The sequence below is a fragment of the Corynebacterium sp. ED61 genome (genome assembly GCF_015233855.1).
Classification (GTDB): Bacteria; Actinomycetota; Actinomycetes; order Mycobacteriales; family Mycobacteriaceae; genus Corynebacterium; species Corynebacterium dentalis.
In genome coordinates this window covers 222795-248508 of record NZ_JADGIT010000002.1, presented here as the reverse complement: position 1 = coordinate 248508, position 25714 = coordinate 222795, and the positions used below count along the sequence as shown (strand labels likewise).

At 59.5% G+C, this 25714-nt stretch carries 29 protein-coding genes; 17 read left to right on the top strand and 12 right to left on the bottom strand.

From position 1 onward, the window contains the following. Positions 1-69 precede the first annotated feature (69 nt). Positions 70-813, bottom strand: coding sequence for a M23 family metallopeptidase (locus IM764_RS03250; RefSeq protein WP_194186880.1), 744 nt, complete (start codon positions 811-813; stop codon positions 70-72). 378 nt (positions 814-1191) lie between these two features. Between IM764_RS03250 and IM764_RS03245 the strand changes: the two genes are divergently transcribed. From IM764_RS03245 to IM764_RS03220, 6 genes are all read left to right on the top strand, one after another. Then, positions 1192-3039, top strand: a complete 1848-nt coding sequence (locus tag IM764_RS03245; RefSeq protein ID WP_370551527.1) for a DUF6350 family protein — start codon at positions 1192-1194, stop codon at positions 3037-3039. Continuing rightward, a complete protein-coding gene (purN, locus tag IM764_RS03240; protein WP_228073279.1) occupies positions 3017-3646 on the top strand; it encodes a phosphoribosylglycinamide formyltransferase in 630 nt (209 codons plus the stop codon). Before IM764_RS03245 ends, purN begins: the two co-directional genes overlap by 23 nt. Beyond that, positions 3643-5226, top strand: a complete 1584-nt coding sequence (purH, locus tag IM764_RS03235) for a bifunctional phosphoribosylaminoimidazolecarboxamide formyltransferase/IMP cyclohydrolase (protein ID WP_194186879.1) — start codon at positions 3643-3645, stop codon at positions 5224-5226. Before purN ends, purH begins: the two co-directional genes overlap by 4 nt. 36 nt (positions 5227-5262) lie before the next feature. Further along, positions 5263-6066, top strand: coding sequence for a hypothetical protein (locus IM764_RS03230; RefSeq protein ID WP_194186878.1), 804 nt, complete (start codon positions 5263-5265; stop codon positions 6064-6066). 105 nt (positions 6067-6171) lie between these two features. Further along, positions 6172-6984, top strand: coding sequence for a hypothetical protein (locus tag IM764_RS03225; RefSeq protein ID WP_194186877.1), 813 nt, complete (start codon positions 6172-6174; stop codon positions 6982-6984). Positions 6985-7100: 116 nt separating this feature from the next. Continuing rightward, a complete protein-coding gene (locus IM764_RS03220; protein ID WP_194186876.1) occupies positions 7101-8291 on the top strand; it encodes an acetyl-CoA C-acetyltransferase in 1191 nt (396 codons plus the stop codon). Positions 8292-8307: 16 nt separating this feature from the next. Here IM764_RS03220 and IM764_RS03215 read toward each other — a convergent pair whose 3' ends face one another. Then, entirely contained in the window at positions 8308-9252 is a 945-nt protein-coding gene (locus tag IM764_RS03215; RefSeq protein ID WP_194186875.1) for an AEC family transporter, read from the bottom strand. Positions 9253-9411: 159 nt separating this feature from the next. Here IM764_RS03215 and IM764_RS03210 point away from each other — a divergent pair, with 159 nt between their 5' ends. Then, on the top strand, positions 9412-10197 hold the full coding sequence (locus IM764_RS03210) for a hypothetical protein (protein WP_194186874.1): 786 nt from the start codon (positions 9412-9414) through the stop codon (positions 10195-10197). Here the strand turns inward: IM764_RS03210 and IM764_RS03205 are convergent. From IM764_RS03205 to rpmB, 7 genes are all read right to left on the bottom strand, one after another. Then, positions 10194-10700 carry an RDD family protein gene (locus IM764_RS03205; protein WP_194186873.1) on the bottom strand — a complete coding sequence of 169 codons (507 nt, stop codon included), beginning with the start codon at positions 10698-10700 and terminating at the stop codon, positions 10194-10196. The two genes, IM764_RS03210 and IM764_RS03205, sit on opposite strands and share 4 nt — an antisense overlap. After that, positions 10676-10804 (bottom strand): hypothetical protein, encoded by a 129-nt coding sequence (locus tag IM764_RS10445; RefSeq protein WP_255510437.1) that lies wholly within the window; start codon positions 10802-10804, stop codon positions 10676-10678. Before IM764_RS10445 ends, IM764_RS03205 begins: the two co-directional genes overlap by 25 nt. A gap of 92 nt (positions 10805-10896) precedes the next feature. After that, positions 10897-11598, bottom strand: a complete 702-nt coding sequence (locus tag IM764_RS03200) for an RDD family protein (protein ID WP_194186872.1) — start codon at positions 11596-11598, stop codon at positions 10897-10899. Between the two features lie 233 nt (positions 11599-11831). Beyond that, positions 11832-12080, bottom strand: a complete 249-nt coding sequence (gene rpsR, locus IM764_RS03195; RefSeq protein ID WP_194186871.1) for a 30S ribosomal protein S18 — start codon at positions 12078-12080, stop codon at positions 11832-11834. A gap of 14 nt (positions 12081-12094) precedes the next feature. Beyond that, on the bottom strand, positions 12095-12400 hold the full coding sequence (gene rpsN, locus IM764_RS03190) for a 30S ribosomal protein S14 (protein ID WP_099297684.1): 306 nt from the start codon (positions 12398-12400) through the stop codon (positions 12095-12097). Between the two features lie 3 nt (positions 12401-12403). Beyond that, positions 12404-12568, bottom strand: coding sequence for a 50S ribosomal protein L33 (gene rpmG, locus IM764_RS03185; protein ID WP_099297682.1), 165 nt, complete (start codon positions 12566-12568; stop codon positions 12404-12406). Positions 12569-12571: 3 nt separating this feature from the next. Further along, positions 12572-12808 carry a 50S ribosomal protein L28 gene (rpmB, locus tag IM764_RS03180; protein WP_099297680.1) on the bottom strand — a complete coding sequence of 79 codons (237 nt, stop codon included), beginning with the start codon at positions 12806-12808 and terminating at the stop codon, positions 12572-12574. A 365-nt stretch (positions 12809-13173) separates the two neighbouring features. Here rpmB and IM764_RS03175 point away from each other — a divergent pair, with 365 nt between their 5' ends. The 6 genes from IM764_RS03175 (at position 13174) to IM764_RS03150 (ending at position 18497) form a co-directional block, all read left to right on the top strand. Next, the gene (locus IM764_RS03175; RefSeq protein ID WP_099297678.1) at positions 13174-13443 is read left to right on the top strand and encodes a type B 50S ribosomal protein L31; all 270 of its coding nucleotides are present in this window, start codon (positions 13174-13176) and stop codon (positions 13441-13443) included. A 14-nt stretch (positions 13444-13457) separates the two neighbouring features. Further along, positions 13458-13628 (top strand): 50S ribosomal protein L32, encoded by a 171-nt coding sequence (rpmF, locus tag IM764_RS03170; RefSeq protein ID WP_099297676.1) that lies wholly within the window; start codon positions 13458-13460, stop codon positions 13626-13628. A gap of 208 nt (positions 13629-13836) precedes the next feature. Then, on the top strand, positions 13837-14532 hold the full coding sequence (locus IM764_RS03165) for a response regulator transcription factor (protein ID WP_194186870.1): 696 nt from the start codon (positions 13837-13839) through the stop codon (positions 14530-14532). Then, positions 14529-16211 (top strand): ATP-binding protein, encoded by a 1683-nt coding sequence (locus IM764_RS03160; RefSeq protein WP_370551526.1) that lies wholly within the window; start codon positions 14529-14531, stop codon positions 16209-16211. The genes IM764_RS03165 and IM764_RS03160 overlap by 4 nt, the downstream gene beginning before the upstream one ends. Positions 16212-16329: 118 nt before the next feature. After that, positions 16330-17751 carry a S1C family serine protease gene (locus IM764_RS03155; RefSeq protein ID WP_194186869.1) on the top strand — a complete coding sequence of 474 codons (1422 nt, stop codon included), beginning with the start codon at positions 16330-16332 and terminating at the stop codon, positions 17749-17751. Between the two features lie 164 nt (positions 17752-17915). Continuing rightward, positions 17916-18497 (top strand): molybdopterin-binding protein, encoded by a 582-nt coding sequence (locus IM764_RS03150; RefSeq protein ID WP_194186968.1) that lies wholly within the window; start codon positions 17916-17918, stop codon positions 18495-18497. A 299-nt stretch (positions 18498-18796) separates the two neighbouring features. Here the strand turns inward: IM764_RS03150 and mscL are convergent, their stop codons facing one another. The 3 genes from mscL to IM764_RS03135 form a co-directional block, all read right to left on the bottom strand. Next, positions 18797-19282 carry a large conductance mechanosensitive channel protein MscL gene (gene mscL, locus IM764_RS03145; protein WP_194186868.1) on the bottom strand — a complete coding sequence of 162 codons (486 nt, stop codon included), beginning with the start codon at positions 19280-19282 and terminating at the stop codon, positions 18797-18799. Between the two features lie 119 nt (positions 19283-19401). Further along, positions 19402-20040, bottom strand: a complete 639-nt coding sequence (locus tag IM764_RS03140; RefSeq protein WP_194186867.1) for a 5-formyltetrahydrofolate cyclo-ligase — start codon at positions 20038-20040, stop codon at positions 19402-19404. A 2-nt stretch (positions 20041-20042) separates the two neighbouring features. Then, positions 20043-20978 carry a hypothetical protein gene (locus IM764_RS03135; RefSeq protein ID WP_228073278.1) on the bottom strand — a complete coding sequence of 312 codons (936 nt, stop codon included), beginning with the start codon at positions 20976-20978 and terminating at the stop codon, positions 20043-20045. A gap of 140 nt (positions 20979-21118) precedes the next feature. Between IM764_RS03135 and IM764_RS03130 the strand changes: the two genes are divergently transcribed. The 4 genes from IM764_RS03130 to glpR all read left to right on the top strand — a co-directional run bounded on the left by IM764_RS03130 (position 21119) and on the right by glpR (position 25712). Next, positions 21119-22066 carry a UTP--glucose-1-phosphate uridylyltransferase gene (locus IM764_RS03130; protein ID WP_194186866.1) on the top strand — a complete coding sequence of 316 codons (948 nt, stop codon included), beginning with the start codon at positions 21119-21121 and terminating at the stop codon, positions 22064-22066. A gap of 72 nt (positions 22067-22138) precedes the next feature. Further along, positions 22139-23446, top strand: a complete 1308-nt coding sequence (glp, locus tag IM764_RS03125; protein ID WP_194186865.1) for a gephyrin-like molybdotransferase Glp — start codon at positions 22139-22141, stop codon at positions 23444-23446. Positions 23447-23532: 86 nt separating this feature from the next. Then, positions 23533-24219, top strand: coding sequence for a GNAT family N-acetyltransferase (locus IM764_RS03120; protein WP_194186864.1), 687 nt, complete (start codon positions 23533-23535; stop codon positions 24217-24219). A 137-nt stretch (positions 24220-24356) separates the two neighbouring features. Continuing rightward, complete coding sequence (gene glpR / locus IM764_RS03115) at positions 24357-25712, top strand: gephyrin-like molybdotransferase receptor GlpR (protein ID WP_194186863.1); 1356 nt, start codon at positions 24357-24359, stop codon at positions 25710-25712. Positions 25713-25714 lie beyond the last annotated feature (2 nt).

Genomic DNA, 25714 nt, shown 5'->3' with positions numbered 1-25714 from the left:
GACTAGAAAGTCTCGGTGCCCCTTTTTTCGAAGAAGGTAATTCCTAGCGGATGATCGCTAGAGTTATCCTTACTGGATGGTGATGCCGCGCTCCTGCAGCCAAGGCACTGGATCAATAGCGCCGCCGCCTGCTGGGTGGACCTCGAAGTGGAGGTGGGAGCCGGTGGAGAAGCCCTCAGAGCCCATGCCGGCGATCTTCTGGCCAGCGGTCACGTGCTGGCCAACTGCAACGTCCAGGGTGGACATGTGGCCGTAGACGGTGACGGTGCCATCGTCGTGACGGATACGGATCCAGTTACCGAAGCCGGATGCTGGGCCGGAATCGATGACGATGCCGTCCATTGCGGCCAAGATCGGGGTGCCGATGCCGTTGGCCAGGTCAATGCCATTGTGCATGGTGCCCCAACGCATTTCGAAAGGGGAGGTGTAAGAACCCTCAGCTGGCTTTGCAGCCAAAGGAGCGCGAGCCAGAAGATCGGCAGCCTCGCGAGCCTGTGCGAAGCGGAGAGCGGAGCTCAGCTGGTCAGACAGCTCGGCGATGGGGGCGTTCTGGGGAACTTCCAGAATCTGTGGAGCCTGAGCTTCGGCAGTCTGTGGGGCTGCGCTGCCTTCGGCACCTTGTGCAAGAAGGGTGGTGTTAGAAGCCAGAGAGACATCATCTGCGTTCGCCTGCTGTGCGCCGGCGGTGGCGCCAGCTGCACCAGCGGAGGTCACTGCGGACGCGGCAACTGCGACCATGGCCATGCGGCGCTTGGCGGCGTTGTCGGTCTTGCGGTGAGCACCCGCCTTGCGAACTTCAGTGGTCTTCTGCACTTTAATTGCTACCTTCCTGTCGGGGACGTGGCTACCGCCCCTACTGGGCGCAAAATTGTAACCACTTCGTTATCAACGAGATGTAACACTAATGTTTTGTAACGATTCGGGCAAGCGAATCAGTAAGAAAATAACGATTCGTAACTTATTGCACCGCTGTAGTTTTTGAGTACATGTGCAAAGGGCAATCGTTTCCCCAGCTCGCGCCGAGTAGTATTGGTTACTTTGTGACATTCAACACTTTTAAAAAAGTTACAAATTGGCCACGAATTGGGGTTCAACCATAGGTTTAGCGTTTTGCGCCGCTGCGCGCCCATACCCACCCACTAACGCGAGTCACAACTCCAGCTTGGCTCGCCCACGGTGCACAATAGGCGTGTGAATATTCCATCCGATGCTCAGCGTCCGCAGCCCCGTCGATCGTCTTCTCGACGTCGCAGAGGCGCGCGCCAGGTTTCGGGCTCACCTCAAGATGCGCGTGATAGAAGGAAGGCGTCTCAAGCTCGAGCCCAAGCTGCCCGCGAGGCAGCGGCGCGTGAAGCCAGCCGTCAGGAGCAGGCATCAGGCGCTGCTGCCAACAGATCTGCCCAAGCGAGTGCCAACTCTCGGCGTGAATCCACTGAACAGTCGGCTCACCGATTCGTCGATGAAAAGCACGGCGAGCGTCGCCGAACCGCCGCAGCGACCGCTTCACTACATAAAGGAGAAGAGCCCAAGGGTGCGCTGGCGAGCCGCTGGGCGCTGTGGAAGCCCCACGTCAAGCGTTTTGCTGGGCCTCTGCTCATTAATTACGGTGTGACGTTAGGCATCATCGTTGCCTTGGCTGTGGTGGTGGGAATCGGCGCGGGCTTCCGTCGGGTGCCCGCCACAATCGGTTCGCTGTGGATGGTCGTCAACCTGGGCACGTTGAACATGACTGGCGCTCTGCTGGGCTTTTTACCGCTGGCGCCTGCGCTCATCTATATATGGGCCACGGCCCGCAGAACCACCAAGATCATCGGTAAAAGTGTCAGCGTGCGGGGCCTGCGAGTCTTCATCGTGCTGAGCCTGCTGATCCCACTGTTGATGACGCTTCTGGCGTGGTTCATGTTGTGGGATGCCTCCAAGGTCTTTGATCTGGCCGCGCCGAACGTGGGGGAGGCGTTGGTTTCTACCGCGTTGGTCAATGGTGCTGCCGTGGTTATTGGTCTGCGCTCGCGTATCTGGCGTGCGTTGCTGTTGCGCCGCGAGCTGCCCGCCTGGCCGGTGGAGGCGTTCCGCCTCGCTGCGTCGTTCTTGCTGTCGATGATGGTGGCAGGTGGCGTGGTCGCTTTGGTGTATGCCGCGACGAATATGGGCGCCGTGGTGGATTCGTATGGAATCACCAGCAGTCTCACCGGCGCGATCGGTTTGAGCTTGCTGGCGTTGCTCTACCTGCCCAATATCGCCATTGGTGCAATGGCCGTCTTGTTGGGCGGCGAGTTCCACGTGGGCGATGGCGCGGTGTCCTTGTTCACCTCCACGAACGTCAACTTGCCTCCGTTGCCGATCCTCGCGGCCGTGCCGAATCAGACAATCCCGGGCGGTCCGTTCTTCCTAGCTGTGACTGCCTTGGTGGCAGTGGCCACGGTGTACCGCTTCGTTAAGACCCGCGGTTTCATCGAGGCTCCCGTTGCTTTGGCTGTGGGATCGGGCGCGGCGGTTGCGTTCCTCGGGTTCTGTTTGTCGTGGTTGGCAGGCGGCGAGCTTGGTGTGTACGGCAGCGCTGGCGCCTTGGAGTGGTTGTTCGCCGCAGAGAGCGCTGCCTGGCTGATGGTTCCCGCCCTCGTGTTCATGCTCTACGTTTCCCGTGCTGGTGCGGTTGTTGTGGAAGATGTTGAGGATTCTTCGTCGACGCCAACATCTACCGAGTCCGAAGAAGACCGCCCCGAGGAATCAGAGGATCAGGGAGACCAAGACGATCGGAACAAGCACGTCACTCAAGACGAGCAGAATGATCAGACTGAGGGCGCCGAGGATGACGAAGCACCTGAGGGCGACGAGGACCCTGAAACCACTGAGGACACTGAAGACACGGAGGACGAAGACTCTTCCGTAAAGCAGGAATCTGACGAGGCTTCCACTGCCGAATCCGAAGTTGATACGTCAGATAAGCCCGACAGGACCGAGGAATCCGAACAAACTCTGGAATCCGAACAAGAAGAATCCACCGGCGAACAAGACGATGACAGAGAAAAACAAGATTGAGACAGAGACGATGAGAGTAGTCATGCTGGCGTCGGGCCAGGGGACCTTGTTGCAATCGGTAATCGATATGGCACCAGAGAGCGTGCAGATCGTGGCCGTTGGGACGGACCGGCAGTGCTCAGCGCTGGAACGTGCGGAGGCCGCGGGGCTGGAGACTTTTCTCGTTGAATACCGCCCGGGGCAGACTGACCGCGCGCAGTGGAATCGCGACCTCGCGGAGGCCATTGCCGCCTTTGAGCCGGACGTTGTGGTGAGCGCAGGTTTCATGCGCATCATCGGAACGGATGTGGTGGAGCGTTTCGCCGGCCGCATTATCAATACTCATCCCGCGCTGCTGCCGACCTTCCCCGGTGCGCATGCGGTGGAGGATGCAGTAAATTACGGTGTGCGGGTCACGGGGTCTACTGTTCACATAGTGGACAGTGGCGTGGATACCGGTCCCATCCTGGCTCAAAAGGCCGTCGCGGTGGAATTGGACGATACCCCGGAATCGCTCCACGAACGCATTAAAACGGTTGAACGGCAGCTACTAGTAGACGTGCTCACACAGGTTGCTGCACACGGAATCACAATTGACGGACGAAAGGCCTGGATCACGCAGTCATGAACGAGAACAACGGTCGCAGAAACATCCGCCGCGCACTGATCAGTGTGTATGACAAGACTGGTTTGGAAGAACTGGCCACCGGTCTGCACGAGGCTGGGGTGAGCATCGTTTCTACCGGCTCTACCGCGTCCAAGATCGCTGCAGCCGGAGTTCCCGTGACTGAGGTGGAACAGCTGACGGGCTTCCCCGAGGTGCTTGAGGGTCGTGTGAAGACCCTGCACCCACGCGTGCACGCGGGAATTTTGGCGGATACCCGCAAGGATGATCACCTGCAGCAGCTTGAGCAGCTGGAGGTCGAGGCCTTTGAGCTGGTCGTGGTGAACCTGTACCCGTTCACACAGACCGTGGCCTCTGGCGCGTCCTTTGACGAGTGCGTGGAGCAGATCGATATCGGTGGCCCATCCATGGTGCGCGCCGCTGCGAAGAATCATCCTTCCGTCGCGGTTGTGGTGGACCCTCGTTCCTATGGTGATGTCATCGAGGCAGCGAAGAACGGCGGTTTTTCCCGCGCCGAGCGCACCAAGCTGGCCACCGAAGCTTTCCGTCACACCGCTGCGTATGACGTGGCCGTTGCCAACTGGATGGGCGAGTCCGTACTCGAGGAAGGCGAGATCTTCCCCGAGTGGATCGGCAGCAGCTATGAGCGCACCAACGTGCTGCGCTACGGCGAAAACCCTCACCAGGCAGCTGCGTTGTACTCCACCGGGACGGGCCTGGCCAGCGCCAAGCAGTTCCACGGCAAGGAAATGAGCTACAACAACTACACGGATTCCGATGCTGCATGGCGCGCTGCGTGGGATCACCAGCGTCTGTGCGTGGCCATCATCAAGCACGCCAATCCGTGTGGCATCGCGGTGTCTGACACGTCCATCGCCGAGGCCCACCAGCTGGCTCACGCGTGCGACCCGATGTCCGCGTTCGGCGGCGTGATTGCCGTGAACCGCGACGTGTCCGTGGAGATGGCGGAGCAGGTCGCCAAGATCTTTACCGAGGTCATCGTCGCGCCGGGCTACGAAGATGGCGCGGTGGAGATCCTCAGCCAGAAGAAGAACATCCGCATCTTGCAGGCTGAAGCGCCTTCCTCCGAGGCCGCCGTGAACGTGGAGCGCCGCGAGATTTCCGGCGGTCTGTTGGTGCAGCAGCGTGATGTGATCGACGCCAAGGGCGATGACACCGCCAACTGGACCCTAGCCGCAGGCGAGGCAGCGGACGAAGCAACGCTGGCTGAGCTGGAATTCGCCTGGCGCTCGGTTCGTGCCGTGAAGTCCAACGCCATCCTGCTGGCTCGCGATGGCGCGACCGTGGGCGTAGGCATGGGGCAGGTCAACCGCGTGGACGCGGCCAAGCTTGCCGTCGAACGTGCGAATACGTTGGCCGAGGATTCCCAACGCGCACAGGGTGCCGTGGCGGCATCAGACGCGTTCTTCCCCTTCGCTGATGGCTTTGAGGTGCTGGCAAACGCAGGTGTCCGCGCGGTGGTGCAGCCGGGCGGTTCCGTGCGTGACGCGGAAGTCATCGAAGCGGCCAATAAGGCAGGCGTGACGATGTACCTTACTGGTGAACGCCATTTCGCTCACTAGAGCGCAGTAGGGAAAACGAGAGATAGGTCGGAAGCAGTGAGTGATCCGCAACAGCCGAATGGAGGCTGGCAGAACTCCGGCTCCCGGAATCCTGATTTCAACCAGGATCCGCCCACCCAGGAGATCCGGTTGGATCAGGCGCAGGCGCAACAATCCCGGCAGCAATCGCCGCAGCAGCCTCAACAACAGCCGCCGCAGTACCAGCGGCCCAATAATGGATGGCAGCAGCCCCAGTACCAGCAGCCCCAGCACCAGCAGTACCAGCAGGCTCCTCACCCGGGACCGTATGGCCGTCCGCCGCAACGTCCGGCGAAGAAGAAGTCAGACGCGGGGATCATCATTGCGCTGGTGGTTTCCATCGTGGCGGTGTTGTTTGCCATTGGAGTGCTCGGAATGAGCCGCGGCTGGTTCGATTTCGGCAGTAGTTCTGGCTCGTCGTCCTCTAACCAGCAGACCAGCGGGCAGGAATCCAGCGGTTCGGACTCTGCAACGCAGGAATCTTCTTCCTCGTCCTCCAGCAGTACTACGGCCTCCACGGAGGCACGTCCGAAGGCCCCGTCGCTTCCTTCGGGAGCTATCCCGGCGAATGAATCGGCCCGCAACAGTGAGCCAGCAGGAGATTTCAACAACGTCTACCGCGGAACGGAAATCACCTCGGAGCCTTTCGCTCAGTCGGTGCGCGATGCGTTTGTGGAGCACTACCTCGACACAAAAAACACCAGCGGAACCATCGAGGCATACAGCTCTGTTACTGGCACGAGCTACACGATGAATTGTCGCGACAATAAGCAGTACGTCACGTGTACTGGTGGCAACAACGCCGTGGTGTACATCTCCTAAGAGCGCGCGGAGAAAACAACAGTGGCAATAAGGACCAATACTGAGAAGCAACCACGCCGGATAGCGTGCGCTGCGGCGCTCGCTGTCCTATCCTCTGGCTCGCTGATGCTTGCAGGATGCACTATCGGTGATGTCGCGGAAGATATCCCTGCGGACGTGATGAGCTCCGAGGATGGGCCGGCGCCCACGCGGGGAGGGGTGGCGTCGGAGGAAAATAACACGAATAGCGGCGAGATCACCGCCACCGACCTGCAGGACTTGGCGCTGCCAGACACGACCATCGCCGTGGCCGGAGTGGGCAGCACGCAGGAGGTGTCCGTGCCGGCGTGGTCGACCATCAAGGTGCCGCTGTCCATCGCAGCGGTGCGGGACGGATACGCGGACATGAGCGCGCTGACCTCGGCGATTACCGTCTCAGACAATGCAGCCGCAGAGCAGCTGTGGGAAGGGCTGGGGCAGCCTGAGGGAGCCGCCGAAAAGGTGGAGCGAGTGCTGAGTGAAGGTGGCGTGCAGACACAGGTCAGCGCGCAGGTCACGCGCCCAGGCTTCAGTGCGTTTGGGCAAACGATGTGGACCACGGAAGGCCAGGCCACCTTTGCCTCGCACCTGCAGTGCCTGGCGGGCGCGCAGTCAGTAATGGAGGCGATGGGATCGATCGCCGGTGGGCAAAACTACGGTCTGGGGCAGATCCCTGGCGCCATCTACAAGGGCGGATGGGGACCTAACGAGTCCGGTGCGTACGGCGTGCGTCAGTTCGGCCTCATCCCGCGCGGTGACGGCACCTTTGCCGCGGTAGCGATCGCCGCTGTCTCCCCGGATGGCAGCTATGAATCCAGCCAGGTCCAACTCGATCAGCTGGCGCAGAAGCTTTCGGAGCGAGCGGCAGATCTGCCCGCCACGGAGTGCTCCAGTTCCTAGAGCAAGCCCAGGCTGCTCCTGATTTCGCCCAAGCGTGCTACACAAGTAGATATATAGATTAAGAAGGCACTGTTAGTCGCCACAGAATTTATTGACCATGAAAGGGGCAATGAATCATGACTGAGACCAACCCGCAGGATGTCGTTATTGTCGGAGCCGTCCGCACGCCACAGGGTCGTATGCTCGGTGCGCTGTCCTCCCTGTCCGCCGTGGATCTCGGTGCGCACGTGATTAAGGGCTCTTTGGACAAGGCCGGTGTGTCTGCCGATGACGTGGATTACGTGCTGATGGGGCAGGTCGTGCAGGCCGGTTCCGGTCAGAATCCGGCCAAGCAGGCTGCCGTGCAGGCGGGCGTTCCCGTTAACGTTCCCGCGCTGACGATCAACAAGGTCTGCCTTTCCGGTCTCGATGCGGTGATCAATGCGTCCCGTTTGCTTCGTGTGGGCGACGCAAACATCGTGGTTGCCGGAGGTCAAGAATCGATGACCAACGCTCCTCACATCGCCGCTGGTGTGCGCGCTGGTAAGGGCTTTGGTTCCCTGAACCTCGCTGATTCCTTGGAGCGCGATGGCTTGGCTGACCCGATTGCCGGTACCTCCATGGGATTCGATACCGATGGCCACGCTGCGAAGGCGGGCCTGACCCGTGGGGAGCAGGACGAGATCTCCGCACAGTCGCACCAGCGCGCCGAGGCAGCGACCAAGGATGGTGCGTTTGCCGAGGAGATCCTGCCCATCGAGGTTAAGAAGCGCAAGGAGACCGTCACGGTCTCCGAGGACGAGGGCATTCGCCTAGGTACGACTGTCGAGGGCTTGAGCAAGCTGCGTCCGGCCTTCGTGAAGGACGGCACCATCACCGCTGCTTCTTCCTCGCAGATCACTGACGGCGCTGCTGCCGTGGTGCTTACGACCCGCAAGTACGCCGAGGATAACGGCTTGAACATCCTCGCGACCTTGGGCGAGTACGGACAGACCGCCGGCCCAGATACTTCGCTTCTCTCCCAGCCATCCCAGGCTGTGAATGCGGCACTGCAGAAGGCTGGCTGGTCCGTGGATGACCTGGATTTCTTGGAGATCAACGAGGCTTTCGCCGCTGTGGTGGCCCAGTCCGTGAAGGATCTTGGCTACGACTTGGAGAAGACCAACATTCACGGTGGCGGCATTTCCTTGGGTCACCCAATCGGTGCCTCGGGCGCTCGCCTGGTGGTTCACGCGGCGCACGAGTTGGCTCGCCGTGGTGGCGGCAAGTCCGGCGTGTCACTGTGTGGTGGCGGTGGACAGGGCGACGCCCTGCTCCTGTGGGCTTAAGCTTTTCGCTCGAGCTCTAGTTCAGTAACAACCAGACGACGGCCATGGCAGGTAATGCCATGGCCGTTGAAATAACCACGGTGTCCCGTGCCAGCACGGTATTGACGCCGAACCGCTGCGCGTAGGTGAATACATTTTGGCCAGTCGGAAGCGCTGCGACCAAGACCATCGCCAGCAACATTGGGCCGTTTGCGCCAAAAACTAGACTTCCGAGGCACCACGCGATTGCCGGATGAACAATAGTTTTCACTGCGGAAGCGGCAAAAACCGCCTTGATCGGGGAAGTACCTCGCTGTAGAACTTTGATCTCTGCCATGGACATACCGAAGGCGATGAGCGCGACAGCAACGGTGGCGGAAGAAATCATGTCGATCGGCTCCGCGATGACATCGGGTAGAACCCAGCCCGTGCGTTCACGGATGATGGCCAGCGCAATTCCCGTGGTAGCACCGATAATCAACGGATTTCGAATGATGGATAGCGCCAATTCGCGGACGATGCCGTGCCGTGCCCGATCTCCTGAGTTCATGTCCAGGAGCAACACCGAAAGCGGGCCGTAGAAGCCCACTTGGAACATCACCACCGGCAGTGTCACGGTGGGATCGTCCAACAAGTGCACCATCAGTGGTATGCCGAGGTGCGTGCCATTGCAATAAGAACTAGCGAGCATCGCCACGAGGGAATTAGTGGGGGATTGGCGAGCAAAAACCCGATAACCCGCGTAACCGAGAATTCCTGCGAGCACAGTACTGAGGGCCACTACCGCGAAATTGGCTCCAAAAAGGAGGCTCAAATCTGCCGTCGAAAGAAAATGAATCAGCAACATGGGCAGCGCGATCCAAAACACGAACATGTTGAGCGTGTAGACCGCGTGGGAGCCCAATAGGCGTAGGCGTCCGACGACGAAGCCGAGAGCCATCACGATGATTACGACGGCAAAGCCGGAGAGGACATCTAGCATTGCTTCAGGATAGCGGGAGTAGAAGGCGTGTCCCCCACCTGCCATTGCTTAAGAAATGAATTAAAAAGTGATAAGTTGTTGGTGATAATTCACCCCCGGTGATTAATTAATTGAATTTTCAGAGTGAAGATCTTGAAGGTGTGGATAGGATTCACCTTTATGATTCTTACTCAGAATCCACGCATGTTCCGCACCTTCGGAGCAGTAGCGTGCCTATCCATCCTTTCCTTCGCCACCGCCTGTGGAAAAAGTTCCGATAAGGCCAACGACGAGACGGCAACCGCCAACCAAACCTCTGTGGAAGTGAACCACGATCCTCTGCCTGAAGGAACTCCACCTGCGTCGCTGATCCTGAACGGCGATAACACGCCAGCTGGATACACCCACGCGCCGACGAGTGCAGAATCTCAAGGAGCAACCCAGGACATCTTCGGAGACACCAATGACGATGATCGTCCCACCACCGTGCCTGAACAGTGCGCGGGAGCAGTAGTTGATGGCACCACGTTCCTAGACTGGCTCTTCCAACCTGCGGAAACGACAGCGGTCACGAGTTTCACCCGGACCGATAACGAGGATGCAGCCGTGCAAGCCATGGTGAGCACCCAACCGGCGGATCCAAGTCAGTACCCGAAGGACGTGGCAGAGTGCGCAACCACGACGAGAACCTCAGACCGGAGCGAGTGGGCAACTGCCAAAGAATTTGAAGTCAGCCCCGTGGACCTTAACGTCCAGGGCGCGGACACCCTCGTGGCAGCTCAGACGAAGTTAATATCCAATAAGCTCAACGGCGAAGAGGTTGGCGAAGGTGGAGAAACTCTCTACGTCTATACGGGTTCCGTTCGCGGGGCTCCCTTCACCATTGCATCCACGACTACCATAACCGCCGATGAGTTCTCTGCCTTGGCCACAGCTCAGGCCAAGAAGATCTCCGAAGCCAGCTAGGAGTTGGAGTGTGCTCGGTCGGCTTGATGATTAGGTCGGCCGACCGGTACTTGGTTCACGACGATGGTCTTAGACAGCTTGTCTGGAAGGCTTTGGTTGTGGGAGCTTGCGAGAATGGAGACGCCGAGGATGAAGATCGCGGTGCTTCTGAGGGAATCGCCGAGGTCATCGCTAAAGAGTGAACCTAGGGTGAGGAGAGCCCAGGAATTTCTCACGAGAGCCGCTACGCACGTCACGCGCCCGCCGCCCATCACCGTGACCTTGACGTCCGTCATTGACTTGCCGAGTGAGGTGCCCGTTTTCATTTCTGCCCAGATGCGGTGAACCATCCACACGATCACCCAGGAGATGATCATGACTGCTTCATTCCACGATTCTGCTCCGGGGAAAAAGCGAGAAATATCTGTGGGGGCGAGACGGTCGAATGCTCCGAGATGGTGCAGTGCGCCGGCGAGTAGCGCGCTCAGAAGCGCGGGGACTAATGAATCGACGAAGACTCCCAATCCACGCCGAAGGAAACTGGGGTAGAGGGGCGGTGTGGAATCGACTGGCTGACTCGTGGGGACTGGGGAATCTCGTTGGAAGCGGGAGTGTGGTTATCGCTCATCGCGTGTTCCTGAAAATGTTGCAGGCCCGTCCCAAGGGGGAGCGGGCCTGCGGCGTGCTTGATTGGGCTGTAGTGGTTTCAGCCTCGTCGGATTACTTGTCTACAACGATGGCCTTAGCCCACTTGTCAGAGAAGCTCTGCTTGTTGGGGCTTTTACCGATGGTCACGCCCATTGCGATGGTGATGCCCAGGGAGATCAACGATCCGATGATCGGGACGATGTTTGTGACAGTGGAGATCAGGTACCACGAATTGCGGACAAACGAAGCGCCGTAAGTGATAGGGCTGCCGTCTTCCATCGTCACGCGAGCGCCAATGGCCATCTTGCCCACAGTTCCACCGTTGTTGACCTCCATGATTAGACGGTAGGCGAACCACAGGACGATAGTGATGATGCCAGAGCCAATAGAAGCGCTGATTGGGAAATCTGGAGCAGTAGCGGTAGACGACGAGGAGTTAGCAGCGTCCATGGTCTGCTCCCACCAATTGGCGATGTCGCTGCCGAAGAGTAGCCAAGTGATGATGCCGCCAACGATGGCAAGGATGATGTTGTCAAGGACCAGCCCCAAGAAGCGCTTCCAAGCACCTGGGCGGAGTGCTCCGGGAGCCATCTGGTTAGCGCCAGGGAAGCTAGCGTACTGGCCACCCTGAGGCTGCTGCTGGCCGTAACCGCCCTGGTCGTAGCCGTTCTGGCCATATCCACCCTGTGGCTGCTGGCCGAAGCCGCTTTGCTGGCCACCGGTGTAGGGGTTGTCATCCCCGGAGTTTGGGAAAGAAGGATAGTTATTGCTCATGATTTGCTCCTTAAACACCGGCTGAATGCTCAGCGCATTCCCAGCCTGCTTGCTGTAATGGACAAAAGATTACCCCGCTATTGTAGCCATCAATTGTCTACATAAGCAGGAGATAATAAATCCTCAGAAAGTGCAAGAAAAACACTGGAGGCCCGCCCCAGCAAAGGGGACGGGCCTCGAGTGTGTCTGTGAAACGTCTAGAGAGCTGCTGCTAGATCTTCACTAAAGAAAGTTTAGCGAGCGTTGAATGGCAGCAGAGCCATTTCACGAGCGTTCTTGATTGCGGTGGCAACCTGACGCTGCTGCTGAGGGGTCAAACCGGTGACGCGGCGAGAGCGGATCTTTCCACGGTCGGAGATGAACTTACGCAGCAGAGCGTAGTTCTTGTAGTCAACCGACTCAATGCCTTCGGCCTTGAGCGGGTTCTTCTTTGGGCGGCGGGACTGCTCCATCCGCGCCTTCTTCATATTGGTGCGCTTCATGTTGAAGTTCCCCCTTACCAGCTGGACTTGCGGACGCCCGGCAGCTCACCACGGTGAGCCATTTCGCGGACGCGGACGCGGGACAAACCGAACTTACGCAGGTAACCGCGTGGACGACCGTCAGCAGCGTCGCGGTTGCGTACGCGCACTGGGGAAGCGTCACGAGGCTGACGATTCAGCTCCCACTGTGCTTCCGTACGGTCCTCGTCAGAGGTGTTCGGGTTCTTGATGATGGCCTTGAGCTCAGCGCGACGCTCCGCATAGCGGGCGACGATTTCCTTGCGCTGCTCGTTCTTAGCGATCTTGGACTTCTTAGCCATAGATTATCGCTCCTCGCGGAATTCGACGTGCTTGCGGACTACCGGATCGAACTTCTTGAGGGTCATGCGATCCGGGTTGTTGCGCTTGTTCTTACGGGTGACGTAGGTGTAACCGGTGCCAGCCGTAGACTTCAGCTTGATGATTGGGCGGATATCGTTACGTGCCATTTGTTAGATCTTCTCCCCACGGGCGCGGATCTTGGCAACGACAGACTCGATGCCGTCACGGTCGATGGTCTTCAGGCCCTTGGTGGACACGTTCAGCGTGATGGAACGGCCTTCAGAGGGCAAGTAAAACGAGCGACGCTGGATATTTGGGTTCCAGCGACGGCTCGTGCGGCGGTGCGAGTGGGACACGGTCTTACCGAAGCTTGGCTTGCGGCCCGTGACCTGGCAATGTGCCGACATGGGTTTCTCCTTCCGCCTCGCAGAGTTTCAAGCTCATGTTCGGCGAAATTACCTACCGGTTAGACGGGCCGATTGGGCATACCGAAGAGCGAGCTGCGTGGCGATGACGTTTACATAGACAACAGCAAGCGATAACCCTACCGTTTGTCCCGCCGAAATCCTAATTCCTCTTCTTGCCGGCTCGCGTACGTAGAGGGTGCAGGTAGGAAGTCTTCTCGACGTCAAGCTCTAGCGGCGTCAGGTGATTTCAATTTCCCACCCAAGGGCTGTAAGATGCTTCGAGTTGTACGTTTCCAACCCAACTCAGGCACGATCTGCACTTCGTGGAGAACCGGCCTGATGTAACCACCTTAGGGATTAGAAGTATGAAGAAGGATATCCACCCCGATTACCACCCAGTGGTATTCAAGGATGCCAGCACCGGACACAGCTTCCTGACTCGCTCCACCGCGAGCTCCGACCGCACGGTCGAGTGGGAAGATGGCAACGAGTACCCGCTGATCGTCGTTGACGTGACCAGCGAGTCTCACCCATTCTGGACCGGCGCTCAACGCGTCATGGACACCGCAGGCCGCGTCGAGAAGTTCCAGCGTCGTTACGGCGCTGTTGCTCGCCGCAAGAAGAAGACTCAGTAGGAGGGTAGAAAACAATGGCAGTTCCAAAGCGTCGTTTGTCCCGTGCGAATACGCACTCCCGTCGTTCGCAGTGGAAGGCTGACAATGTCGCCCTCCAGAACGTGAAGATCAACGGTCAGGAAGCTCAGATTCCTCGCCGTCTGGTCAAGGCCGCTCAGCTCGGCCTTGTGGATCTGGACAAGTAAGCCTCCAGTTCACTAGCTAGTAAGTGAAGCGTCATCCCCTTTCGGGATGGCGCTTCAATTGCGTTTCGGGCCAGGGCGGTGGCGTCGAAACAAAGGAAAGAAGGAAACCGCTGAGAGAACATGAAGGTTGCAGCCGCAATTTTTCTAAGGTCTCAGTAAGTTCGGGTCTCGATGTTAAAAACTCGGCGCGGACGTGCACAATAGTCGTATGAAGATACTCATTGCCGATGATGATCAGGCGGTACGGGAGTCCCTGCGGCGCTCGCTCATTTTTAATGGCTACACCGTGGTGCTGGCTGAAGATGGTGCGGAAGCGCTCAAGATGATCGAGACGGAACAGCCGGATCTGGCCATTTTGGATGTGATGATGCCGAAGCAGAGCGGGCTTGAGGTGTGCCGCGAGTTGCGTAGCCACGGCGATGATCTGCCGATCTTGATCCTGACTGCTCGCGATACCGTGTCTGAGCGCGTGGCGGGGCTGGACGCTGGTGCGGACGATTACATCCCTAAGCCTTTCGCCCTAGAGGAGCTGCTGGCGCGCACGCGTTCGCTGTTCCGCCGCGCGACTCGGCCGTCTATCTCCGAAAACTCCGGCGCGGAGCCGATGCGTTTTGAGGATCTGACCTTGGATCCTGAGACCCGCGAGGTCACGCGCAACGGTAAGCCCGTCAGCCTCACTCGCACGGAGTTTGCGCTGTTGGAGCTGCTCATGTCCCACCCACGCAAGGTGATGGCACGCAACAGCATCCTCGAGGAAGTGTGGGGTAGCGATTTTCCTACATCCGGCAATGCGCTGGAGGTTTACATCGGCTATCTCCGACGCAAAACCGAAGAGCACAACGAGACACGTCTGATCCACACCGTTCGCGGCGTGGGCTACGTGCTGCGTGAAAGCGCTCCGTGACAGAAGGGCCAGCGAGTAACCCCACACCGGATCCGCAAGGGTCCGGCTATTCGCATGCCCTAAAACAGGACGAACTGAAGAAGAAGGTTACGCCGGAGGAAGGGAAGGGCTCGATTTTCTCCCTGCGTAGCTGGTCCCTGCGCACGCGCTTGGCCGCGCTGACTGCGGCGGTGGTGATTGTGTCCATCGTGGTGATTACCCTGGCGGCGTTCACGTCCGTCAGTCAGATTCTGTATTTGGAGATCGATAAGAACCTGCAGAATCAGGCGCAGAACATCATCGATTCCGGGGTGGAATTCCCCGCCGAGCATTCCTATGAAGACGGGCGTTACGTGCCCAACTTCCAGGAGACTTCGAACCGCATGAACGTCCTGGTCATTCCAGCGGCCGAGACGGGGATCAAGCAACCGGGTAGCAGCTCTGATTCAACCCAAGCCACCGATGCAGAATCAGAAAGCTCCAGCTCCTTGGAGCCGGTGACGCCTGGCATCCAGGGCACCCAAGGCCTATCGACGTTCACTGCGGATCCGGACAGCCCAGTCGATCATGAATTCGACAATGAAGAGGTCTTCGAGGGCGTGCTCTCGCCTGTACAGATGGCTGTGGTCAGGGGAGAGCAGTCATTCTCCTTCAGCACTGAAGGCTCCATGCGCATCTATGCGGTGCGTGCTCCGGATTCCCGCGTGGTGGTCGTGCAGCAGGACATTGAGTTTTCCAAGGAAGCGCTGAATTCTCTGCGCATCGTGCTCATCCTCATCGGTGTGACCGGCGCGCTCGCGGCAATCATCGCCGGCATGGCCGTGGGATCCGCCGGTGTGCAACCGATCGACAGGTTGCGTCGCGCCGCCAACCGCGTGGCGGAAACTGGCGAGCTGCGGCAAATTCCCGTGGAAAGTAATGATGAGCTGGGCTCGTTGACTCGTTCCTATAACGCCATGATGCGGGCGCTGCAGGTCTCTACGGAGAAGCAGCGGGATCTGGTGGCTGATGCTGGCCACGAGCTGAAGACTCCGTTGACGTCTCTACGTACCAATATTGAGTTGCTGGTGATGGCTTCTCGCGCCGAAAATCCCGCGCTGTCGGAGCAAGATCGTGCGGACTTGGAGCGGGACGTCATCGCACAGATCAACGAGATGTCCACCTTGATCGGCGATCTGGTGGATCTCGCCCGCGAGGACAGCATGCCTCTAACCACCGCGGAGGTGGACCTAGAGGAGGTCTTTGCGGACTCGCTGGAGCGTGTGGAGCGCCGCAGGCCGGACGTCCACTTCGATGTGCACCTGGTTCCGTGGGTGGTTGTCGGCGACGAGTTCAGTCTGAGCCGAGCAATCAGAAACCTGCTGGATAACGCCGCCAAGTGGTCGCCGCAGGGTGGCACGGTGCGGGTGTGGATGCAGCCCATTTCCAACGCCAACTCCGATACACCCACCGCGGTGGAAATCCGCATTGCTGATTCCGGACCGGGTATTCCGGAGGAGGATCGAGCGAAGGTCTTTGAGCGTTTCTACCGCTCCATTCAGTCCCGCTCGATGCCGGGTAGCGGACTGGGGTTGGCGATCGTCAAGCAGGTTATTCTCCGGCATAATGGGGCAATCATCGCCGATGCTTCGGATGATGGCGGAGCGCTCATGCGAGTGGTGCTTCCCGGTAAGTCTGGCAGTCCGCTGGACATTAACTGAATACATCAGGCAGGGTTTTCGTTTTAACTAGCAGGCACTGTCCAGCGTCTCTACGAGGATTTCGGGGGATAGGGAGAGACAATGAATTTCATGCAGTCATGCGAGGAAAGGACACACGATGACTAACGGCCCAGCAGGCAATGGCCAGTTCCATCCCAACCAGCAGGGAAATGGGTGGAATAACCCAGCACAGGGTGGCCCGCAGCCCGGACCTCAACCAAGTCAGCAGCACGGTCAGCAACCAGGACCACAACCAGGTCTTGGACAGCCCGGACCACAGCAGAACCCGCAGCAACCAATCCCACAGCAACAGCCGGGCGCGCACCAGAATCCGCACACCCAAGCATTCCCCGGCCCACGTGCTGGAATGGGACAGCCACCTCAGGATCCGTTCGGCGCTCAAGGCCCGGGAAGCCTGCAGCACAATCAGCCGGGTGACGGCGCAGTGGGAGTCAAGGAAAAGCAGCGCTTTTCCACGCCCGCTGTGGCGGCGCTTCTCCTCGTAGGAGCAATTGCAGTCAGCGCCACCACCGCTGTGGTGATGGATCAGACGGGCGCCACCCACAACGTAACTAGCTCGTTCGATACTCAATCCTCCAGTAGCGGCGAGAATGCTTCGAACCCTATTGACCCAGGCACCACGGAAGATATCGCTGCCCGTGTCCTTCCATCCGTGGTGTCCATCCAGGTGGCCACCGCGCAAGGCGGCGGCGAAGGCTCTGGATCCATCTTCACCTCGGACGGCATGATCGTCACCAACAACCACGTGGTCGCTGGTGCAGAAAACGGCAAGATCCAGGTCCGTCTCAACGATGGCCGGATCCTGGACGCCAAGGTAGTGGCCGCCGATCCACAGACGGACATCGCAGTGATCAAGGCCGAAGGCGCCACGGATCTCCAGCCCATCGAGCTCGGTGATTCGGACGCACTGAACGTTGGCGAATCCGTCGTTGCTATCGGTTCCCCGCTGGGACTGGCATCCACCGTCACCACCGGAATTGTTTCGGCGAAGAACCGCCCCGTGCAGGCCACCGGTGAAGACGGCGGCGAGGCCTCGTTGATCGATGCGATCCAGACTGATGCCGCCATCAACCCCGGTAACTCCGGCGGCGCGCTGGTCAATATGGAAGGGAAGCTGGTGGGCATTCCTTCGGTCATCGCATCCCTCGGCGGCAGGCAGGGACAATCCGGCTCCATCGGTCTGGGCTTTGCAATCCCGTCCAACCAAGCGCAGCGCATTGCCCAGGATCTCATCGAGACCGGCAAGACCTCCCACCCCATCATCGGGGCCAAGGTGAACACCGGATCGGACATCTTCGGCGCAGAAATTGCCGATGTGGATAGCGGAAGTCCCGCCGAGGAGGCTGGTCTGAAGAAGGGCGACGTGGTGACGAGGGTCGATGATCGCCCTGTGGAGTCTGGCGTCGGACTGATCGCTGCAATCCGTTCCCATAAGGTAGGCGACACGGTAGAGATGACCGTCACCGACTCCAACGGGCGCAATGAACACACCGTGAGCGTGACCTTGGGCGCAGAGTAGTACACCCTAAGGGGTAGCCAAGTTGTGAGGTACCTTACGCACAGGTGCTGCAAACGATACGGTAAATGAACACTGTTAATCATTGACCGAACACCCGATTGGAGCCCGATTCCATGAGCCCTCACCACTCCGCGAAGGTGGCCGAGGACGTTCGCCTGCCCGTCATGGACAACGTGAACCCAGAGGATATCGACCGTCTCGATGCTCGTGTTGAAGAGCCCGATGATCAGGTCTTTCACCAGCTAGACATGAATTCTCGCAGCAACGGTGAGCGCCGCGATCACAGCCTGCTGCACGCCATGGTGGTCATCGTTTCAGACCGCACGGACGGTCAGGATCAGTCCGGCGAGCTGGTCACAGAGCTGCTCACCGAGGAGAACTTCTTGGTGGACGCACTGGTGCACGTGGAATCCCGCAAGCCGGCGATTCGCAAGGCGATCCAGACCGCTGTGGTGGGAGGCGCGGACCTCGTCATCACGGTGGGCGCCACGGGAATGGGCTCGCGAGATAAGGCCCCAGAGGCAGCTCACGCGGAGATGGATCGCAAGGTGCCAGGTATCGCGGAGGCGCTGCGTTCCTCCGGTCTGGCTGCGAATTCTTTGGAGGCTGGCTTGTCCCGCGGTGTCGCGGGCGTGTCCGGTTCCACCCTGGTGGTCAACATCGCTGGTTCTCGTAGCGCGATCCGCGACGGCATGGCGACCCTGTGCCCTCTGGCCCGGTACGTCATCGCGGACATGAATCGTTAGTTTCGCCGTGGGGGACCGTTCTTCTTCTCGACGCCACGCTCGCAGAGTTCCGCGCCGGACCTTCGGCAAGCTAGGGGCCCGCGAGGGGGAGAGCGCCGATAATCAAGGATCCGCGTTATCTTCTGTGGACGGCACCGACGTACCAGAGACGCCGGAGGAAGCTCGTCCCATCAGCGAGGACTTCTGGAAAGAGCAGAGGCCGCCACACTACTAGTTGCGGCGAAATGTTTGGCAAGAGCCAAGGCCAGCCGGGAAAACCCCTGCTGGCCTTTGTTGTTTCGGCGATTACTCTGCGGAAATTACTCCGCGGAGTGCTTACCTGCGCCGTATGGGTCGACGTTGTTGTTCAGAGCGTCGTATGCAGCAGCGCTGCCGGTGGTGGAGTTTCCTGCCTGCTGCTCCTTGAGTAGGTCGCGGATCTCGGCGAGCAGCTCGAGGTCGGTCTGACCCGCTTCTTCTGGCTGGATGCCCTTGCGACGTGCCTGCAATTCGGCGAACTTGTTCATTGGGGCGATCATCAGGAAGTAGATGACTGCAGCAACGATCAGGAAGTTGATCACTGCGGTGATGATAGCGCCGAAGTCGAGGGTGGAAGCAGGGATATCGTCCCGAATGCGGTAGCCGAGACCCACCTCTGGACTGCCACCCAGGGCAGCGAGCAGGGGTTCGATGAGGCCGGAAGTGAAAGCGGTGACGATAGCGGTGAAGGCGGTGCCCATGACCACAGCAACTGCCAATTCTATGACGTTGCCTCGCATAATGAAATCTTTAAAGCCCTTGACCATGTAAGAAACTTCCTTAAAAGTAGTAACTCTGACGTCCCCAATCTGGAGAGTCTCGGTAGACAATACGATTGACGAAGGTGTGATGTTACTTACCTTCAATTCTTACTAAGGAATATTACCTAAACCTGCAGCCTCGTGAAACCATCTTCTGTCAGCACTGAAGTGACGCGCAGGTCCCACGGCTCGGTCGGCACGTGATCGAGGTACTCGTGTGCGTAGACTATGGCGCACACTTCGGCATCCGGAGCAAGTTCGGCGAGGTTCGTATCGTAGTAGCCGCCACCTTGACCTAGCCGCGCTCCTGTTGAATCCACCGCGAGCGCAGGGATGAAGAATAGGTCAATGCCAGCAGGAAAGCCGGAAAATGCGGGTCCAGGCGGTTCCAAGATCCCCATCGGGCCGGGCACTAGTTGCTCAGTGCGTGGATCGAACGCGCAAAAGTCCATCAGGGGAGGCCCATCGTTGGCCGTCGCGATCCGCGGCAACAGTAGGTGTTGCACCTCGTTAGCCAAGGCAAAGGGAAGCTCCGCACCGCCGGGTTCAAAACGCATAGGGACAAAGGCAGTGGCCACCGAAATGTCATGGGTGCGCAGATACTCCACGGCATGTGAAGCAATCAGGGAATCTTTGTCCGCCTTGATTGCAGAGGAAAGCGCACGCCGATCACCTCGAATCGTGGCGCGCAATTGCTGCTTGCGCTGGGCACTATCCGATTTTGGGGAGTGATCGGAGTTTGCGTCAGGAAAATCGAAATTCAACGTTAACGACGCTTGTGCTCACCGTAATTGATACCGCAGTGTTCCATGGCCGGATTCAACGGCCACTGGCGCATCCACGGTGCGCACGCGGAGGACGGGAGAATTTGCTTCCACTCCGGATTCTGTGGACTGTAGGAGGCCATCTCCTTTTCCTTGATCATCGAATCGTACTGATCGATGGAATCTTCCAGCGTGTTGGCTTTCAGCACCACTTCACGCTCATAGAACTCGCAGTTGGACTTCAAACCGGGGATCTTGGAGAGCTCAGGCTGCCAAGAATCCCTCGCCATGCCGTTTTCCGAAGAAATCCACACGCCATCGGAAGTGTTGATGCACAGCGAGTAGTTACCGTCCGTGTGGCGGGGAGTCCACAGCAGAGAAATACCCACGCCAACTTCCACATCGCCCGGGAACGTGGCCAGGACCTCGCGATCCACGCCGCGCATGGTCTTGTTGAACCACTTGGGGCCGTTACCGGAGCCGATCAAGTTACTGTAGAAACCAGCCTTTTTGGAGCCGTCTGCCACCGTGGGCTCCCACACCAAGGTGCGAGGAACACCGTTAAAGTCCTTGTACTGAATCACCATCATGCGGTTGATGATGCTGATCAATGGGTTGACGTAGCCCGAGTAATTCTGGAAGGCGTACTGGGAAGGATAAGGAGCCGCGGCGATATCGAAGGACTTCACGCCCAGGACGGTGCCCTGGTTGATGAAGCGCTCGCGGTAGTTCTGAGCTGCCTCGCGAATAGCGGCCAGGCGGTCGCCGCGGGGCCACACGTTGTGGACACCCTCGAATTCCGGAATCGGGCGGAACGTGGGGCGGTCGACTAGATTGTGCCTCTCCGCGAAGTTCGGGTCATTGGAGTAGGGCAGCGATTTGTGTCTATTACTGGTCCAGGTATCAACGCGTCCGGAGTGCTGATCCGCGTGCGACATGGAGCCCCATTTCCTTAGAGACAGTGAATTACCTCTAACTTTAGGCACATGGTAGCGCCTTCGTGCCCAAATACAGAGAAAACGGCACGCAGTAGATGCAGTTCCAACTGTCTGGGCCGTTCAGGCGGTACCATCGCCACATGACTTCCGATGAACAGACGATCGCTGGTCTGCGCACTGTCGTGGTTCCAGCTGCCGGACTGGGAACCCGATTCCTGCCTGCCACCAAGACGGTGCCTAAAGAATTGCTGCCAGTCGTCGAAACTCCAGGCATTGAGCTCATCGCCCGCGAAGCAGTCGCCGCCGGAGCAGAGCGTCTCGCGGTGATTACCGCACCGAAGAAGCAAGGTGTCATGGGGCACTTTGCTACCGATGAGGAACTCGAAGCCACGTTGGAAGCACGCGGCAAGGAAGACCAACTGCGCCGCGTCAAGGGCGTCAAGGGCATGATCCACGCTCAGGCTGTGGAGCAGGAAAAGCCATTGGGCTTGGGCCATGCCATCGGTCTGGCCGAGCAGGTGCTGGATGAAGACGAGGACTGCTTCGGCGTGATGTTGCCGGATGACCTGGTTCTCCCCTTCGGTGTGATGGAAAAGATGCAGGCCATCCGCGAGGAGTTCGGCGGCTCCGTGCTGTGCGCTTTCGAAGTGCCAGAAGAGGACGTCTCCAACTACGGCGTGTTTGACGTGGAAGAGTGCGGACGCGATGACGTGCGCCGCGTCACCGGCATGGTGGAAAAGCCAGACACCAAGGATGCCCCGAGCAACCTGGTGGCAACCGGCCGCTACTTGCTGGATCGAAAGGTGTTCGACGCGCTGCGCCGCACCGAGCCAGGCAAGGGCGGAGAAATCCAGATCACTGATGCCATCGTGCTGATGATCAACGAGGGCCACCCCGTGCACATCGTGGTGCACAACGGATCCCGTCATGATCTGGGCAACCCCGGCGGCTACATTCGCGCCTGCGTGGACTTCGCCCTGCGTGACGATATTTACGGTCCGTCGCTTCGCCGCTGGCTCGAAGAGCGCATCGAGCAGCCCGATGACAAGGAAGTAGTCAGCGGCCTGGAGCTCGCTCAGCGCGATTAATTTCCGTTATACCAGCGGCAGCATCGTGTCGCTGGTACCCCACCACAGCGTTTCAGAAAGGTAGAAGGCACCGTGAGATCAGTCGAGGAGCAGCTTGCTCTGATCACCGCTGCGGCCGTGACCCCAGAGCCCGTCCGCATCGCCATTTCTGAGGCGCTGGGTCTGCGCTGCGCCGAGCAGGTCGAGGGCACCTCGCCGATCCCCGGGTTCGATCAGGCCGCCATCGATGGTTTCGCGGTGCGTTCCGTGGACGTTCGCCAGGCCTTCGATGTTGCCCGACGCAATGGGGCGCCTGCCGAAGACTCTGCAGATCAGCCTGCAGATATCGTCCCGCAGGACGTGCGCCCAGTGTTGCCCATCGTGGGTGAAGTCACCGCCGGTTCGCACCGGCCAGTGCGCTTGCAGCCCCGGCAGGCTGTGCGCGTGCACACTGGCGCTCCGCTGCCCACCTTGGCCGATGCCGTGATTCCACTGGACTGGGCTGACGTACAGGGGCGCCGCATGGAGCCGCTGGAGCTGGTGCATTCCGGCCAGTTCGTGCACCGCAAGGGTTCCGATGTTCAGCCCGGCGACGTCGTGGTGGAGCAAGGCTCCGTCATTGGCGCTGCCCAGGTGGGCTTGTTGGCTGCTGTCGGCCGTTCCAAGGTGCTCGTATATCCACGTCCGCGCTTATCCGTGCTGAGTTTTGGTCCGGAGTTGCTGGATATCGATCGCGACCCAGGCTTGGGTCAAATCTACGATGTCAATTCTTATGCCCTGTCCTCGGCAGGCAGAGAAGCTGGCGCGGAAGTGCACCGCATCGGCATCATCTCTGGCGAGGCGCGCAGACTTAAAGACATCATCGAAGGCCAGTTGCTGCGCTCTGAAGTGGTGGTCATCAGTGGTGCGGTAGGCGGAGAAGCCTCCGATCGCCTGCGGGAAGTTCTCGGGGAACTGGGGGACATGGATGTCTCCCGTGTGGCCATGCACCCAGGCTCTGTGATGGGCTTTGGCCAGCTCGGTCCGGACCGGGTCCCGACCTTCCTGTTGCCCTCCAACCCATCCGCCGCGTTGGTGGCCTTCGAGGTGATGGTTCGACCGCTGATCCAACTCATCCGCGGTCAGCGCCAATCCGGGCGTCGGATCATCAAGGCCCGCACTATCGCCTCCATCGAATCCGCCGCCTACCGTCGCGGATTCATCCGCGGCCAACTGATGCGCGACCGCGACACCCGTGAGTTCCTCGTGGATCCACTGGGCGCCGGTACCGGACGCGGTGAGCCACTGCACTTGCTGGGCAGCCACGGCCAGGCCAACTGCCTGATCATCATCCCTGCGGATGCCACGAACGTCGCCCCTGGACAGGTAGTCGATGTGATGTTCCTATCGAATCGCTCCTAATCTGGAATGCATAAGAAAAGTTCTCCGCAGCCAGGCGTGCGGTCAAATTATCGTCGCGCGTGCCTTCTGCATCCAGGGAGGAAATAATGAGTAAGACTCCTCGCTCCGGTTGGCCGTTTGGAACCACAACTGTGCTGACCCGTGGTGGAGATGGTGTGGAAGTCCGCCTGCGTTCTTTGAGCCGTAAAGACGGCGTGGAGTGGCGCAGAATGCGCATCGAAGATGAAAAGTACCTGCGCGCCGTGGAGCCTACGGTGGATGGAGACTGGGCGGAGGCACACTCATCCAGCCAGTGGCGCAAGACCTGGGGCAACCTCAAGGGTGTGGCCAAGGAAGGAACTGTGGTTCCGGCCGTCATTGAAGTTGACGGTGCCTTCGCCGGACAGCTGACTCTGGGAAACATTCAGCACGGCATAGTCTCCAGCTGCTGGATTGGCTACTGGGTCCACTCAAAGCAAACGGGTCAGGGAGTAGCCACGGCTGCGGTGGCGCTTGGCGTCGATCATGCAATGAAGACCTTGGGACTCCACCGGGTGGAAGCCACGGTGATGGGAGAAAACGCCTCCTCCCGTGCGGTTTTGAAGAAGGCGGGGTTCCGCGAGGAAGGTTTCCTCAAGCGCAATCTCCACATCAACGGTGAGTGGACCGATCATTACCTCATGGCCGTCACTCGCGAGGAGCTTTTCGGCGAGGAATCCCGCGGACTCGTGGAGCGCATGGTTCACGAGGGCGAGCTTGTCTACGTGCCGCCAGGGAAGCGTAAGAAGTCCTAAAATCCGGTGGCTCGGACGGCTCACAGCGAGTTCCCAGAAGAGTCTTCGGCGTGGCACGGCCATAGGTCAGCGCGGTAGCGATAACTTGGAATCCAACTGCTGCCGCATTCAATAACCTGTTGGGAGGACATCTCGCCGTGTCCGGATCATTACTGCTCATTGCCGTCGTGTGGATCGTGCTACTCGCACCACTTCTGCTCCGTAATCAGTCGCCCGTTCGCCGTACCGCGAAGGCACTCACCGAGACCCGTGTTCTGCACCAGGGTGGCGAGACGATGAGCCGTAAAAAGCGCCTCGCGCCTGCGGCGGAGAGCTTTCGCTTCTCCGATGCCGACGAAGAGCTGGAGCTGGTGGACGCGGAGCCGGAATTCTTCTTGCTCGACGACGAGGACGAGTCACGTCCGCTGAGCCTCAAGGACCGGGCCGGGCTGTCCGGACGCGGCCGCAACTTCTCCCGTGCAGCCAAGAACCAGGATTTCGCTGAGGCAGCGGAGCCAGAGACCGTGGACGCGGAGTCTGTCGAGGCAGAGCCAGTTGATGCAGAGATCGTGACCGAGACCGCCGACGAGGATTCCGCTGTGGCAGCTGCGGAGACTATCGATGGCGAAGTGGTCGAATCAGACGCAGACCCAGAGGCAGAAGCTGAGGCTGAGTCTGCTGATGCAGCTGAGTCCTCCACGTTCCGCTCCCACAGCGAAGCCGATACGGGCTCCTTCGCGCCAATCCGTTTGGTGGCAGAAGCTGAGGAAGATGACCAGGCCCACGACGCGGAAGACGACCAAGCCGAGACCTCTCGCCGCCAGGTCCGCAGTATTTCCGACGCATACTTCCGCGGCTCAGACCTGGACCCGGAAGCTTCAGTGGAAGAGGCTGAGCGTGGCGTCGAAAATGGGGAAAAGGAAGCCGCCGCGCACGCTACGGCGATGGCGCGGAAGCTGCGCGAGGAAGAGGAATCCACTCGCGCCGAGCTGGACGATGAAGACATGCAGTACCTGGCCGCGCGCAAGGGTCGCGGCGTCTACGACCCAGTGGCCTCGCAGGCGGCTGCGCAGCGCCGATTGAAGCGACGTAAGCAGATGCTGCTTGCCCTGCTGGTGCTGTGCATCGTGTCCGTGGGCGCCGGCATGATCTTCGGATCTGCCGCGTGGATTGCTCCCGTGATTGCCCTGGGCGTGACCGCGATGTACCTGTACTTCCTACGCCGCAGCGCGATCGAGGAGGCGAAGATGCGCCGGCGTCGTATCGCCCGCATGCGCCGCGCCCGCCTGGGCGTGCGCAACACGGAGGACGAGGAGCTTGGCGTGCCTGACCGCCTGCGCCGTCCGGGTGCCGTGATCGTGGAAGCTGACGATGCTGATCCCGAGTTCGATCACCTCAGCTACATTGATTCCCGCGATTACTTCGACTACCACGACGAAGACTCCTACTACGCTGACGATGCCGCCTACGGTCGCGCGAACTACGGCTCCCAGCAGCGCATTCACGCTGTCTAAGG